12 protein-coding genes are annotated in these 14775 nt (G+C 62.8%); 7 read left to right on the plus strand and 5 right to left on the minus strand.

Annotated elements, in window-relative coordinates; genetic code table 11:
• Positions 1–4 precede the first annotated feature (4 nt).
• From AB4136_RS02695 to AB4136_RS02715, 5 genes are read right to left on the minus strand one after another with little or no spacing between them, the layout of a single operon-like run.
• The gene (locus AB4136_RS02695; protein ID WP_024923419.1) at positions 5–994 is read right to left on the minus strand and encodes an ABC transporter ATP-binding protein; all 990 of its coding nucleotides are present in this window, start codon (positions 992–994) and stop codon (positions 5–7) included.
• A complete protein-coding gene (locus tag AB4136_RS02700) occupies positions 991–1944 on the minus strand; it encodes an ABC transporter ATP-binding protein (protein ID WP_024923420.1) in 954 nt (317 codons plus the stop codon). The genes AB4136_RS02695 and AB4136_RS02700 overlap by 4 nt, the downstream gene beginning before the upstream one ends.
• A gap of 2 nt (positions 1945–1946) precedes the next feature.
• A complete protein-coding gene (locus AB4136_RS02705) occupies positions 1947–2798 on the minus strand; it encodes an ABC transporter permease (RefSeq protein ID WP_036254962.1) in 852 nt (283 codons plus the stop codon).
• On the minus strand, positions 2795–3721 hold the full coding sequence (locus tag AB4136_RS02710; protein WP_024923422.1) for an ABC transporter permease: 927 nt from the start codon (positions 3719–3721) through the stop codon (positions 2795–2797). The genes AB4136_RS02705 and AB4136_RS02710 overlap by 4 nt, the downstream gene beginning before the upstream one ends.
• 22 nt (positions 3722–3743) lie before the next feature.
• On the minus strand, positions 3744–5333 hold the full coding sequence (locus tag AB4136_RS02715) for an ABC transporter substrate-binding protein (protein ID WP_137900322.1): 1590 nt from the start codon (positions 5331–5333) through the stop codon (positions 3744–3746).
• A gap of 323 nt (positions 5334–5656) precedes the next feature.
• Between AB4136_RS02715 and AB4136_RS02720 the strand changes: the two genes are divergently transcribed.
• From AB4136_RS02720 to AB4136_RS02750, 7 genes are all read left to right on the plus strand, one after another.
• A complete protein-coding gene (locus AB4136_RS02720; RefSeq protein ID WP_244437901.1) occupies positions 5657–6478 on the plus strand; it encodes a MurR/RpiR family transcriptional regulator in 822 nt (273 codons plus the stop codon).
• Between the two features lie 366 nt (positions 6479–6844).
• On the plus strand, positions 6845–7714 hold the full coding sequence (locus AB4136_RS02725; RefSeq protein ID WP_024927188.1) for a MurR/RpiR family transcriptional regulator: 870 nt from the start codon (positions 6845–6847) through the stop codon (positions 7712–7714).
• A gap of 57 nt (positions 7715–7771) precedes the next feature.
• Positions 7772–9343: an ABC transporter substrate-binding protein gene (locus tag AB4136_RS02730; protein ID WP_024927259.1), complete on the plus strand. Its 1572-nt coding sequence runs from the start codon at positions 7772–7774 to the stop codon at positions 9341–9343.
• Positions 9344–9408: 65 nt separating this feature from the next.
• A complete protein-coding gene (locus AB4136_RS02735) occupies positions 9409–10779 on the plus strand; it encodes a serine hydrolase domain-containing protein (RefSeq protein WP_024924413.1) in 1371 nt (456 codons plus the stop codon).
• Between the two features lie 572 nt (positions 10780–11351).
• Positions 11352–12878, plus strand: a complete 1527-nt coding sequence (locus tag AB4136_RS02740) for an ABC transporter substrate-binding protein (protein ID WP_024924412.1) — start codon at positions 11352–11354, stop codon at positions 12876–12878.
• A gap of 77 nt (positions 12879–12955) precedes the next feature.
• Positions 12956–13897, plus strand: a complete 942-nt coding sequence (locus AB4136_RS02745) for an ABC transporter permease (protein WP_024924411.1) — start codon at positions 12956–12958, stop codon at positions 13895–13897.
• Positions 13897–14775, plus strand: coding sequence for an ABC transporter permease (locus AB4136_RS02750; protein WP_024924410.1), 879 nt, complete (start codon positions 13897–13899; stop codon positions 14773–14775). The genes AB4136_RS02745 and AB4136_RS02750 overlap by 1 nt, the downstream gene beginning before the upstream one ends.

Here is a 14775-nt window from a genome sequence, read left to right on the forward strand (position 1 = left end):
TTCCTCACGCGACCGATCTGCGTTCGGCGGTCTCCGCGGTCGCACTGACGAGCGGATGATGGCAGGCCACCTGCTGCCCGTTCGCTTGCACCGAGAGCGGCGGCAGCGTCCGGCGGCAGAGGTCGGAGACGCGCGGGCAGCGATTGGCGAAGGCGCACCCGGCCGGCAGGTCGTAGCCGCTGGGGACTTCACCCGAGAGCCGCGTGATCGCGCGGCGCTGGCGGGGGTCGGGCTCGAACGTGCTGTCGAGAAGCGCGCGGGTGTAGGGATGCGCGGGCTCGGCATCGCTTGGCATCATTTCCACGACACGGCCAAGATACATGACCAGCACCTGGTCGCAGAAATAGCGCACCAGGCCGAGGTCGTGAGAGATGAACAGATATGTCAGCCCGAGGTCCTGGCGCAGCCGCTCCAGCAGCGAAACGATCTGGGCCTGCACGGAAACGTCGAGCGACGCCGTCGGCTCGTCGAGCACCACCAGCGACGGATTGAGCGCCAGCGCCCGGGCGATGCCGACGCGCTGCTTCTGACCGCCGGAAAGCTGGTGCGGATAGCTTTGCGCCAGTGAGGTGTTGAGGCCGACCATGTCGAGCAGCGAAGCGACGGTTTCGTCGGGCGCCTTCGCTTTCACCCCTTGTACCCGGAATGGCTCGAGCAACGCGTCCCTGACCGAATAGCGCGGGTCGATTGCCGAATAGGGATCCTGGAAAACCAGCTGCATGCGCTGGCGCAGGCTGCGCAGATCTGCGCGCGACAATGAGGCCATGTCGACCCCGTCGAAGGTGACCTGGCCGTCGCTTGGACTGATCAGGCGCAGCACAAGCCGGGCGAGGGTGGACTTGCCGCATCCGGACTCGCCGACGACGCCGAGGATCTGGCCGCGCTTCAGGTTGAAGGAAACGTCGCTGACCGCATGGAACACCTTGCGCTTGCGCAACAGCCCGCCATCGACGAAACGACGGCTCAGCCCGGAGACAGTGAGAAGGTCGCTCATGCTGCCTCCGCCAGATGGCAGGCAACGCCGTTGCCGCCTGCACCGACGCGAAGCTCGGGGATTTCCACACGACAGCGATCCGCGGCGCGCGTGCAACGCGGGTTGAACCGGCAGCCGCGCGGCTGCGTCATCGCTGTTGGCACGATGCCAGGGATGGCGGTCATCGTTCCCGGCGCCATGTCCCGCCGCGGAATGCAGCGGATCAGCGCCTGGGTGTAGGGGTGCCGGGGATGCTGGAACAGCGCGTCGACCTGCGCCAGCTCGACCACCCGGCCGCAATACATCACCGCGACGCGATCGCAGGCCTGAGCAACGACGCCCATGTCGTGGGTGATCAGGATCAGCCCCAGCCCTCGCTGCCGCACGAGGTCGACGAGGATCTGTACGATCTGTGCCTGGACGGTGACGTCGAGCGCAGTGGTTGGCTCGTCCGCGATCAACAGCTCGGGGTCGCCTGCAAGCGCCATGGCGATGACGATGCGCTGCTTCATGCCGCCGGAAAGCTGGTGCGGGAACAGGTTGTAGACCGAGGCGGGATCGGGGATGCGCAGGTCTGCCATCAGCTCGAGGCTCCTGGCGCGGGCTGCACTTCGGCCGAGACCGAGGTGCAGCCGAGCTGCCTGATCGATCTGCGGGCCGATCCGCATCATGGAATCGAGCGAGGTCATCGGGTTTTGCGTGATCAGCGCGATGCGTCCGCCGCGCAGCCGACGCAGCTGCCGTTCCGGCATGCCGACGAGCTCGGCGCCATCGAAGCGGATGCTGCCGGCCGCGACCTGGCCGCCAATGCGCGGCAGCAGACCCATGATCGCGGTTGCGGTCAGTGACTTGCCCGAACCGGATTCCCCCACGATCCCGAGGATCTCGCCGCGATCGACGCCCAGCGTGACTTCGTCGACTGGCGAAAAGGCACCGAACCTGATCCGTAGCATTTCCAAATTCAGCAGCATCTTCAGGCGTCCCTGAGCTTGGTGCGGACATCGAGCGCTGCGATCACCGCGTCGCCGAAGAGGTTCAGGAAGACCACTGTCAGCGCCACCGCCAGACCGGGCAGCAGGATCACCCAGGGTGCGATGAACAGTTGCGCCGTGCCGGAGCTCATCATGGCGCCCCAGCTCGGCGTCGGCGGCTGCGCGCCCAGGCCAAAGAAGCCAAGGGTCGCCTCGAGGATGATGGCGTCGCCGGTTGCCAGCATCGCCGCCACCAGCACCGGCGCCAGCGCATTCGGCAACAGATGCGAGAACAGGATGTGCGTGTGGCCGGCGCCGAGGCTGACGGTTGCCTCCACATAGGTCTCGCTCTTGAGCGACATGATCTGGGTGCGCGTCAGCCTGGTGAACTGCGCGAGGTAGGCGATGGCGATGGCGATCACCACGCCCTCCAGTCCCGGTCCGATGATCGCCACCAGCATCAGCGCGATCAGGATTTCGGGGAACGACCAGGTCAAGTCGACGACGGTCATCACGGCGCGGTCGAACGCGCCGCCGAAATAGCCGCAGGTCGCGCCGAGGACCAAGCCGAGCAACACCGAGATGCCGATCGCCGTGATGCTGACCGAAAGCGAGGTGCGCGCGCCGGTGATCATCCGCGACAGCACGTCGCGACCGAATTCGTCTGTGCCGAACAGATGCGTCAGCGACGGAGCCTGGTTCATGATCCCGAGGTCCTGCTGGTCGTATGGATATGGTGACAGCCATGGCGCAAACAGCGCGCCGACCACCAGCAGCAGGAGAAATGTGCCGGAGATCCCTCCCTTGAAGGTGGAGATCGCCTTGAGCAATGCCAGTGCGCGACGGCCCATCATGACCGTGCCTCGCGCTGGCGAGGATCCATGGCGGCCTGAACGATGTCACCGATCAGGGCGCCGATGATGACGGCCATGGCAAGCATGAGGAGGCAACCTTGCACGAGGGGATAATCGCGCTGGTTGAGCGCACGGATCAGCAGTGAGCCGAGGCCGGGACGGGCGAAGACATATTCGATGGTCACCGCGCCACCGAGCACCCAGCCGATGCGCAGGCCGAGGATGGTGACGACCGGAACCATGGCGTGGCGCAAGACGTGGCGCAGCTGGATCATGAATGGCGGCAAGCCCTTGGCGTGCAGCAGCATGACGAAATCCTGCCGCGACGTCTCGATCATGGCGATCCGCGTCACCCGGGCCACCAGCGCGATACCGCCTAAGCCCGCTGCGATGACGGGCAGGATGAGCGAGCTCCAGCCGCGGGCGCCGGAGACGGGAACCCAGCCGAGCCATACCGCAAAGACCAGGATCAGCAGCAGGCCGAGCCAGAAGCTCGGCACGGTCGAGCCGAGCAGGATGAAGCCGGTGATGGCGTCGTCGATGCGCGTGCCCTGGTAGCTGGCAGCGATGACGCCGGCGGCGATGCCGGTCAGCGTCGAGAACAGCAGTGCCGCTCCGCCCAGCTGGAGGCTGTAGGGTAGGTTCTGCGCGATCAATCCGCTGACCGGGCGACCCTGTACGATGGATGTGCCAAGGTCACCGGTCAGGAGCCGGCCCATCCAGGTGAAATATTGTTCCACCAGGCTGCGATCGAGGCCGTATTTGGCGGCGATCTGAAGGCGCTGCTCGGGAGACGAGCCGGCGCGCATCAGATTGTCGATGGGGTCGCCCGGCACCAGGTGAATGATGAAGAACACCACCAGCGAGACGACAAAGAACACCGGCAGCAGCAGCAGCAGCCGCCTCAACGTGAAGCCGATCATTTCGTACTGCAGCTCCGAACTGTTAGCCGACGACCTTGATGTCGACGACGGTCGCCTGCACGAGCTGCGTGCCGCGCAACTTTTCCGGCACATCGAGCAGCGTCTTGTTGAAGGCGTAGTTTTGCACCGGCTCATGGATCGGTGCGAACAGGAAGTTGCCGACCAGGTTCTCGTGATACTTCCTGAAGTTGACCACGCGCTCTTCCGGCGTCTTCGACTGCTGCATGGCGATGTCGTGAAGCTCTTGTGATTTTTCGTCCTGCCAACCCGAGGAGTTCGGATAGGGGATGTTCTTGGCGCTGTAGAACCAGTCGAGAATGTCGGCGTTGTTCCAGTCGTAATGACGCACCGCCAGCTGGTGCAGGCCCTTTTTGAGTTGGTCGACGACGGTGGTGCTGTCGAAGATGACAATCTCGACGTCCATGCCCACCGCCTTGAGCTGGGCCTGGACGATCTCGGCCGTGCGCTTGAATGCCGTTTCCGACTGGGCGGTCAACTTGATCTTCAGCGGCTTGCCATCCTTGGCCCGGATGCCGTCGCCTCCCCGCAGCCACCCTGCCTTGTCCAGCAGTTCGTTGGCCTTGCCGAGGTCATGGCGGATCTCCAACTTGGGATCGATTTTCGATTCCGGCAGCGAGCTGATCAGGAACTGATGCGCTTCCAGGCCGACGCCGTTGAAGACGCTCTTGTGGATGGCGCCCTGGTCGACCGCCAGGGCGGTTGCCTGGCGTACGGAAATGTCGCCGAACGGTTCGGTGCGGGTGTTGAAGGCGAGATACGTCACGCCCATGCCGGGCAGGGTGCGGAAGCCAACGTTCTGGTCCGCCTCGAGTTGCGGCAGGAACTGGCTGGGCACGCCGAGAAGCATGCCGACGCCGCCGGTCTTCAGCTCCAGGAAGGCCGTGGACGCGTCGGGGATTTCGCGCATCGTAAGCCGCTTGATGTGCGGGGCCGCCTTGTTCTCGGAGAGGTCGCATCCCCAGGCATAGTCTTCGTTGGCGACCAGTATGGCCTCCTGGCCAACGGCAAAGCTCTCGAGCTTGTAGGGGCCGGTGCCGACCGCCACCGCCACGCCGTAGCTATCGCCGGCTTCGTCGTAGGCCTTCGGCGAGGGAATGCCCATGAAGGCGGACGCCAGATTGAAGATCAGGTTGGGGTCCGCCCGCTTCATGACGAACCGGAAGGAATGTTCGTCCACCGCCTCGACGCGATCGATCGCGTCGACCAGGTACTCGTTGGGGGTGCCTTTGAACTTGGGGATCCACCACGCTATGGTCGCCGCATTGAAGGGTTCGCCATCATGGAAGCGCACGCCTTGCCGCAGTTTGAAGGTCCAGCTCATGCCATCCGCGCTGGTTTCCCAGGATTCCGCAAGGTGGGGATGATAGGACTGGTCGACATCCTGCTCGATCAGCCGGTCGTAGATCAGCATCACGACCGTACTCAGCAAGGTGGCTCGGATGGGATCCTGCGACGCGGCGCCGATCTCGGAACTGGCGAGCGCAAATACGGCCTCGGTGTCTGCCGCAGCCGCCGCATCCCTGGCAGCCAGGCCGAGGCTTGCGGCCAAGGTGAGCACAGATGCCGATACAAGAAACCTACGTCGATTCATGGTTATCCTCCCCTTGGTAAAATACCAAAAGCCAGCCGTGCTGCCGAGGCAGCTTATTTTTTGGTACAGAAATAACTCACGACAATGGATGGTCAGATGACCTATCCATGCTGCGCTCTATTTGTCTTGGTTGCTGGTGGATCTGGCTCCTGCCGTAAATCAGGCAGTGTTTTTCTTCCCTCGCTCCTCAACGGGGTAGGGCAACGCTATTGTGAAAAAAAACAAACGTCAATCGTGTCTGTGATATAAATCTTGCAGAATGTCGAACCCCAGGCAGGGAAGCCAGAATGACTGAATCGGTCCGCCGCCGGCTCGTTGAACGCTTGAACACCGCCACCAATGCGGAGAAAGCGCTCGCCAACTACATGCTGGCAAATTTGAGCGGGGTGCCTTTCGAGACATCTGCGACCCTGGCCAGCAAGGTCGGCGTCAGCGAGCCGACTGTCGGGCGATTTTGCCGCGCGTTGGGCTATGCGCGTTTCAAGGACCTGAAGGAGGACCTCAGGGACAACATCGGAACCCAGCCCTGGCTGGCGGGTGACCGGCTGAAGGAATTTCGCGATCGCAGCCAGAACGGCGACGCTTTGGCGCGCAGCCTGGAACTGGAGATCGCAGCTCTCCTGAGGATCTACGAGATCGCGAACACGAAGGAGTGGCACCGCGCGGTCAAGCGCCTGGCAAGCACGCCCCAGATGTTTGTCGCGGGGTTCCAGACCGAGCGAGGCATCGCGCAGTATTTTGCCAACCAGATGCAGTACCTTCGGCCCGGTGTTCAGATGGCTGACGTTGCCGGCGGCAACTTCAGCGAAATCCTGCTGAGCCCGCCCAAATCCACCTGCCTGGTGATGTTCGAGGCTCGCCGCTACTCGCGGCTGACGTTGTTCCTGGCGCGGGAAGCGCAGAAGGCGAAGATCCCGATTACCCTGGTCACGGATGCTTTCTGCGATTGGGGACGTGACGTGGTCGACGAAATGTTCGTCGTGCCCACCGAGTTCGGCATGTTCTGGGAATCGACTGCCCAGATGGCCAGCCTTGGCAACCTGCTCATCAACGGGGTGTTCAATGAACTCGGCGTCACCGTCGAAGGGCGCATGAACAAGGTCTCCGAGCTTCACGGAAAGATCACAGGCTATGTCGGCGACTAGCCTCGCCGCGGATTGCGCCTGCAGTCGCTTGGATGTCTTCGCCCGATGTCGCGCAGGCGTGGTTGCCCGTTCTCATCGATGATGGTTGTTGAAGACGCTTCGACGTAGCCCGGCTTGATCGCGCGCCCTGTCGTGCGAGGCGCCGTGACATGCTCCCGTTCGACCGTCCAGGCGAGGTTCGGCACTAGGTCGACGTTGTTCCCGCTCGAGCCCTACTCCAGAGCACTCACCATCAGGTCGGAATTCGAGACGTGCTGCCTCAGTGCGTGGCTGGCTTGTCAGCCGGCTTTCGTAATGACGTAAAACTGTCATTCTTGCTATAACTTCAGAAAACTGTCATATCCAGATCCTGAGGAGGAGAAGACGATGCCGGGAACAGTGCGCCAGCGACTGACCGAAAGCCTGCAAAAGGGCTCGCGCGGCGGCCGTTCGATCGCGACCTACATGCTGGCCAATCTCAGCGAGCTGCCCTTCGAGACGGCGATGACCGTGGCCGAGAAAGTGGGCGTCAGCGAACTGACGGTCGGCCGCTTCTGCCGCTCGCTCGGCTACCAGCACTTCAAGGATCTCAAAGCCGACCTGAAGACGGACATTGCCGACAGCCCGTGGCTGATCGGCGACCGGCTGCGCGAATTCCAGGCGACCAGCAAGAAGGGCAGCAGTGACCTTGCCAGAAGCCTGGAGCTGGAGATGGCGGCGCTGGTCAAGGTCTATGAGCTGGCGAGGTCAGCGCAGTTCAAGGCGGCCGTCGACCGGCTTGCCGCCCGTGAGCGCATCTTCATCGTCGGTTTCCAGAGCGAGCGCGGCATCGCCGTCACCATGGCGCAGCTTCTGCAATATGTGCGCGAGGGTGTGCAGCTCATCGATCATTCCGCCGGCAATTTTTCCGAGGTGTTGCTGGCCGATCCGGCAAAGACGGCGCTCGTGATGTTCGATGCCCGGCGCTATTCGCGCCAGGCCGCCCTCCTGGCCCGTCGGGCGACGGACGCCGGGGTGCCGGTTACGCTCATCACCGACCAGTTCTGCGACTGGGCGCATGGCAGCACGTCCGAGGTCTTCGCGCTGCCTTCGGAAATCAATCTTTTCTGGGACACCAACGGACCGATGCTTTCGCTTGTCCACCTCATGCTGAACGGCGTCATCGGCGAGCTCGGCGCCGATGTCGAGGCACGGCTCGATCGCATGTCGGAGCTTTACGGCGACTTCGTCGGCCACGCCGGCCGACCGGAGCGCTGACGCGCGCATTTTCCAGGACAGCATCACCAACGCACATCAAATCAGGGAGGATTTGACATGAACCGCCGTGAATTCCTTGCTTCGGCATCGCTGTTTTCGCTTGTTGCAGTGGTGGGGTCGCTGACGCCTGCAGTGGCAACCGAAGCAGAGGCCGTCGTCGTGCTTGCCCGCCAGGAACAAGGAGCCGCCAGCTACGACCCGGTCCGCGCGGTGACCCTGAACATGGCCGCCGGCCTGATCTACGATCGCTTGGTCGAGCAGGCTGCCGACCAATCCTATCATCCCCATCTCGCCGAATCCTGGGAGGTCAGCCCGGATGGACTGAACTGGACCTTCAAGTTGCGCAAGGGTGTCAGCTTCACGGATGGCGAGCCGTTCAACGCCGCGACTATCGTCTGGTGGATCCCCAAATTCAGGGGCACCGAAAACGAGTACATGGTCGACGCCATCGACAAGGTCGAGGCCCTGGACGAGCACATGGTGCGTTTCGCGCTGAAACGGCCCGAGCCGAACCTGATCTTCAACCTGGCCATGATGAACATGGGCATCCCCAGCCCCAAGGCGTTCGACGCGGCAGGCACCGACTATGGTGTCATCCAGGCAGTGGGAACCGGTCCCTACAAGCTTGAGAGCTTCGTGGTCGGGCAGGAGACGGTGCTGGTCGCCAACGAGGACTATGCCTGGAGCAGCCCTCTGACCGAGAACAAGGTCGCACCGTACATCAAGCGCCTGACGGTTCGCGAGATCCCCGACGCGTCCACCGCCTTCCTCGAACTCAGGACGGGCGGGGTTGACATGTTGCTCGACGTGCCGACCGACTTCCTGCCGCAGTTTCGGTCCGAAGCCGATCTCGACATGCGCGACCTGCCCGGCTACGGCATCACCTTCGTCGCCATCAACACCCGGGCGGCTCCCTTCACCGACATCCGCGTGCGCCAGGCCATCGCGCTCGCCATCGACCAGGGCGCGATCCTCAAGAGCGTCTATGGCGGCGTCGGCAAGGAGGCACACCAGCTTTTGGTCAGCAGCCTTCCGGAATCGAAGGTCGATCCCGCCACGGAAATCCGCAACGACTCGACCCGGTCCGCAAAATTGCTTGACGAGGCCGGCTGGACGCTAGGCGCCGACAGCATCCGCAGCAAGGACGGCAAGCCGTTACAGGTCAAGCTGTGGGCCCGGGCCGACACCGAATATCGGCGCACCGCGGAGATCATCCAGGCACAGCTGAAGGCGGTCGGTATCGGCATCGAGATCACGGTCTTCGACGCCGGCACCTATCGCGACCAGTTCCGTAAGCCGGAGCGCGAACTCGTGCTGCAGCCCTATTCATGGACCAACGCCGACATTCTCGACTGGTTCTTCAGCGCCAAGCGGTTGGATTCATGGAACCTGTCGATGTGGGATGAGCCGAAGTCCGAGGAGCTGCACGACCTCGCCATGTATGGCTCGAAGACCTGGGACGAGCGGGTGGAGAACTTCCGCAAGTACCACGCCCACCTGCTCGCCAACTTCGTCGCTGCGCCCGTTCACGAACCGGCGCAGACAATGGCCTTCAACAAGACGCGCCTCATCGCGCCCGAGACGTTCCGGGCGCCCTATTCGATCGTTGACATCAGGCCCGCGCAGTAGCGGGAGGTGGCGGGGGCGAAAAGCCCCTGCGCTGCCTGCATGCCCTGCCACTGGAGAGATACTTTATGGACGTGATGAAGGAACCCGGCTCGGCCGCCGAGCTGGAACGATATCTCCATGCCGAAATCGAGGCGCATGAAATCCCCGGGCTAGGGGTAACAATCGTCCGGGACGGAGAGATCCTGCACCTCGGCGGCTACGGTCTCGCCAATATCGAACACAGGGTCGCGGCCACGGCCGACACCATTTTCCACTCGGGTTCGACCGGCAAGATGTTCACTGCCGCTGCCATCCTGATCCTGTTGCAGGACGGACTGCTCGATATCGACCACCCAGTGGACCGCTACCTGACCGAGGTGCCCAGGAGCTGGGCGGATATGACCATCCGTCACCTGCTGTCGATGACCAGCGGCTTCGGCAATTTCGCCGATGTCTTTGCACCGGCGCCAATCGAGAACAACGTCGTTCCGGTCAACCTCTGGCAGGACCACAGCGACGAGCAGTTGCTGGCGCTCGCCAGCATGTCGCCGCTCGCCTTCGCCCCTGGCGAGAGCTACCTCTATTCCAACATCAGCTACATCGTCGCGTCGCTGGTGGTCCGGCGCATCACGGGCAAGCCCTATTACGCCTCGCTCCGGGAAAGACTGTTTGCGCCCGCAGGCATGGCAAGCGCGCGCGAGGCCAGCAGTCACGACATCGTCCTGAACCGCGCCAGCGGCTACAGCCGCCATTCGGGCGCGCTGCGCAATAGCCACTGGACAGCACCGACCATGCTGCGCACCGGCGACGGCGGGCTTTATTTCTCGCCGCGCGACATCGCCCGCTGGTTCATCGAACTGGACAGGCCGCGAGTGTTCCGGTCCGAGACGATTGCCGCGATGTTCGAGCCGACGCTGACGTCGGATGGCCGCCCCGCCATCAACGGCTACGGCTTGGGCTGGCAGAATTCCGAGATACGCGGCCACCGCAAGATCAGGCATGGCGGCACCTGGGACGGGTTCCGCGCCGAACTCGCCCGCTTCCCCGATCAGCGGCTTTCGGTGGCGGTGCTGGCCAACATAGACTCCGCCCAGGTCGCGCGCATCGCCCACAAGGTCGCCGGGTTCTTCGATGGCGCGGTCGCCCCTCACGAGCCCGTCGCTGACAGCAAACCGGCGCTCACGAGCCGCGACGCGATGCTCATCAAGGCGATTGCAAGACGCAGCGCCACATCGGAGGCGTTCAGCGAGGAATGCTGGCGGTTGTGGTCCGACAAGTGGTTCGACCAGTTGATTGCCGAAAGCGAATCCGATCTCGGCGTGGCGAACATGGAGCTCATCGAAGACGCCGGCGACCGCCGCCACTATCGCCTCGCCACCGGCCGCTACCACATGCACTGGACCGTCGACCGGCAAGCCGACGGCCGCATCGCGGCGATGCGTTTTCACATGGAATAGTATCGTGCAGGACCCGCCCTGGCATCTCGGCTGGCGTCGCCACTGACATGCTGCGTCCAATCGCCAGCCGTCTACGAGACACCTTCAACGCACGTCTACCGGACGCGCTCGGCGGCCAGCTGACCGATTGTTAGCCGATCAGGCAGACCGCCTGGCCGCTGAAATCATTCGCTGTCAACAAGTACAGCAGCGCGTCACCCGTCCGCGCGCGCTTCATTGGCGATGCAAAATCTCGCGGCGGGGGCAGTGCTGAAGTTCAAAGACTATAGGGGCGCAAACTGCAATCATTGCGAGAATTTCTGACATGTTCAAGGACGAACAGATGTCTATCGACGTGTCGGTTTTTCTTGCAGTTTGATCGGAATCGCGGACGCCAGCAGGAATAGGTGCGTGCGAATGAGCGGTACTTGCGGCGCTACAAAATTGCGCGGGGCGGGATAGGAGAAGCTTCGGCAATTCTTGGTTGAAATTTCACCGTCTTCGCTGCGACCATTGACAGCACAAACTCGTCATGTACTCTCTAATAACAGCTTAAATTCCATTATTGTGGAATACGTGAGGGAGGACGTTCGATGAAGCTGAAACTTGTATCCTTGGCTGCCATGCTTTTGCTGGCCTCGCCAAGCTATCTCATGGCGCAGGAAAAGGGGGGCGTGATCAACGTCGCCACCATTGGTGAGCCGCCGACGCTCGATCCGATGACGTCCACCGCCGACCTGGTAGGCATCGTTACCCAGCACATATTCGAGACGCTCTATACATTCGACAAGAAGTGGGGCGTGACGCCGCTTCTGGCAGAGGCGCTGCCAGCGATCAGCGCTGACGGCAAGACCATGACCATCAAGCTGCGCCAGGGCATCAAGTTCCATGACGGTTCGGACATGGATTCGGCTGACGTCGTCGCCTCGCTGAACCGCTGGATCAAGCTCGCCTCGCGCGGCAAGCAGGCCGGCAACTTCATCGCCTCGATCACCGCGACCGATCCGTCGACCGTCACCATCGCGCTCAAGCAGCCCTACGCGCCGCTGACCTCGCTTCTCGCCTTCAACAACTCAGCCGCCATCATCATTCCGTCCGAGAAGCAGGCCGATACGATGACCGAATTCGTCGGCACCGGCCCCTACATGCTGAAGGAACGCAAGGCCGATCAGTACATCCAGTTGGTGCGCTTCGACGGCTACAAGGCGCGCTCCGAAGCCAGCGACGGTTACGGCGGCGCCCGCCATGCCTATCTCGACGAGATCCGTTTTGTGCCGGTGCCGGACGCCAACACCCGCGTCGAGTCCGCCGTCTCCGGCCAATATGATTATGTCGACTCCCTGCCGGTGGAATCATTCGACAAGTTGAAGGGGGCAACTGCGACGCACCCCATCCTGCTGAAGCCGTTCGGCTATCCGGTGTTCATCTTCAACACGGCCGAGGGTTCGGCGAAAAACATCGAGGTGCGCAAGGCGATCCGCCAGGCGCTCAGCATGGAAGACATGCTGGCGGCGGCCTTCGGCAGCACCGACTTCTATGCGCTCGAGGGCAGCATCTATCCGTCGAACTTTGCCTGGAGCACCGACGCCGGCGTTAAGGGCAACTACAACGTCGCTGACCCGGAGGGTGCCAAGGCAGCGGCCGCCGCCGCCGGCTACAAGGGCGAGCCGGTCCGCATCCTGACCAGCCGCCAATACGAGTTCCACTACAAGATGGCGCAGGTCGCCGCTGAGTATCTCAAGCAGGCCGGCTTCAATGTCGACCTGCAAGTAGTGGATTGGGCGACACTGACCCAGCGCCGCGCCGAGAAGGGCCTGTGGGACATCTACATCACCCACAGCCCGTTCCTGCCGGAGCCGGCGCTGATCGGTTCGCTGTCGACCACCGCTCCCGGCTGGTGGGACACGCCGGAACGCAAGGCTGCGGTCGATGCCTTCACCGCCGAGGTCGACCCGGCCAAGCGCGTGGCGCTCTGGGCCGACGTGCAGAAGGTCATTTACGGCGACGTGCCGTTCATCAAGATCGGCAATTTCAATGCCGTGGGTTCGATTTCCAACAAGCTTGAAGGCGTCGACCCGGCCCCGTGGCCGTACTTCTGGAACGCTTCGATCAAGAAGTAACAAGCTGACAATTGCGGGCGCCGGCACGGCTGGCGTCCGCTCATTGCCGCGAACGCCGCGCGGATACGGGAACTGCCATGATACGCTACATTCTCCAGCGCATCGCCGGAATGATCGTCGTGATGTTCATCGTCGTCACGGTCGTTTTCGTGATCGTGCGCGTCACGCCTGGCGACCCCGCCGCCGTCATGCTGGGCCCCGATGCCACGCCCCAGGATATAACCGACCTCAGGACGCGGCTTGGCCTCGATCAGTCGATCTTCGTTCAATACTTCTTCTACATCGGCCAGCTCTTGAAGGGCGATCTAGGTCACTCGATCTTCCTCAACATGCCGGTTTCGGCTGCCTTGATGGAGCGCGCCGAGCCGACCTTCTTCCTCACTGTCTTCTCGCTGCTTATCGCCTGCGTCATCGCGCTGCCCATCGGCATCTACGCCGCCTATCGGCGCGGATCCTTCATCGACCAGGCCTCGACGCTGCTTGCCATGCTGGCGGCCAGCATTCCGAGCTTCTGGTTGGGCCTGATCCTGATGCAGGTCTTTGCGGTCCGGCAACAATGGTTCCCGGTTTCAGGTTATGGCGGGCCCGATGCGGCGTTCCTCGACAGGATGTACCATCTCACCTTGCCTGCGGTTGCCCTTGGGCTGGTGTCCTCGGCGCTAATCCTGCGCTTCACCCGCGCCTCCATGCTGGACGTTCTCGGCGACGACTACATCCGCACGGCGCGCGCCAAGGGCGTGGTCGAGCGGCGCGTGGTGCTGAAGCATGCACTCAAGAACGCGCTGATCCCGATCCTGACCGTCATCGGCCTGACGGCCGCCGTGCTGATCTCCGGTGCGGTCGTCACCGAAACGGTCTTCGGCCTGCCCGGCGTCGGCAACCTCGTGGTCTCCGCAGTGCTGCGGCGCGACTACCCGGTCATCCAGGGCGCGCTGCTGGTCATTGCCGGGCTCTATGTCCTGATCAATTTCGCCATCGACATGCTTTATCTGCTGGTCGATCCAAGGGTGCGCTACTGATGACAGATCTGGTCAACGCGGCATCCCTGCCGGCGCCCGAGCCGCGGTTCCTGTTCTTGCGTCGGCTGCTGAAGCGCAAGACAGTCGCCTTCGGCGTCATCGTGCTTGTGGTCTTTGTCCTGCTGGCGCTGCTTGCGCCATGGATCGCGCCTTATTCGCCGTCAAAACTTTCCATCGTCAACCGGCTGAAGCCGCCGAGCGAACTGTTCTGGTTCGGCACCGACGAGTTTGGCCGCGACGTCTTCTCGCGCACCATCTATGCGGGACGGTTGTCGCTGCTGGTCGGTGCTGCGGTTGTTGCACTCTCCGCAGTCATCGGCGTGACGCTCGGGCTTTTGGCCGGCTTCTTCCGTTCACTGGATACGCCAATCGCGCGCCTGATCGATGCGATGATGGCATTTCCAGATATCCTGCTCGCCATCGCCTTGGTCGCAGCACTCGGCCCGTCGCTGGTCACCGTCATCGTGGCGCTGTCGATCGTCTACGCGCCGCGGCTGGCGCGCATCGTTCGCGCTTCCACGCTGGTCATCCGCGAGCTGCCCTATGTCGAGGCGGCGAAGTCGATGGGCATCTCGACCTTCCACATCATGACCAGGCACGTGTTGCGCAATCTGGTGTCGCCGATCCTGGTGCAGGGAACCTTCCTGTTTGCCAGCGCGATGCTGGCCGAAGCCGGGCTGTCGTTCCTGGGGCTGGGCGTCAGCCCGGAGATTCCAACCTGGGGGACGATGATTGCCGCCGGGCGCCAGTATATCGGCCAGGCCGACTGGATGACCTACTTCCCCGGCTTCGCCATCATTCTCTCGGTGCTGTCGCTGCAACTGGTAGGCGACGGCCTGCGGGACATGCTCGACCCGAGACTGCGAAAGGATATGTAG

This window comes from Mesorhizobium sp. 2RAF21, assembly GCF_052115345.1.
Taxonomy (GTDB): domain Bacteria; phylum Pseudomonadota; class Alphaproteobacteria; order Rhizobiales; family Rhizobiaceae; genus Mesorhizobium; species Mesorhizobium terrae.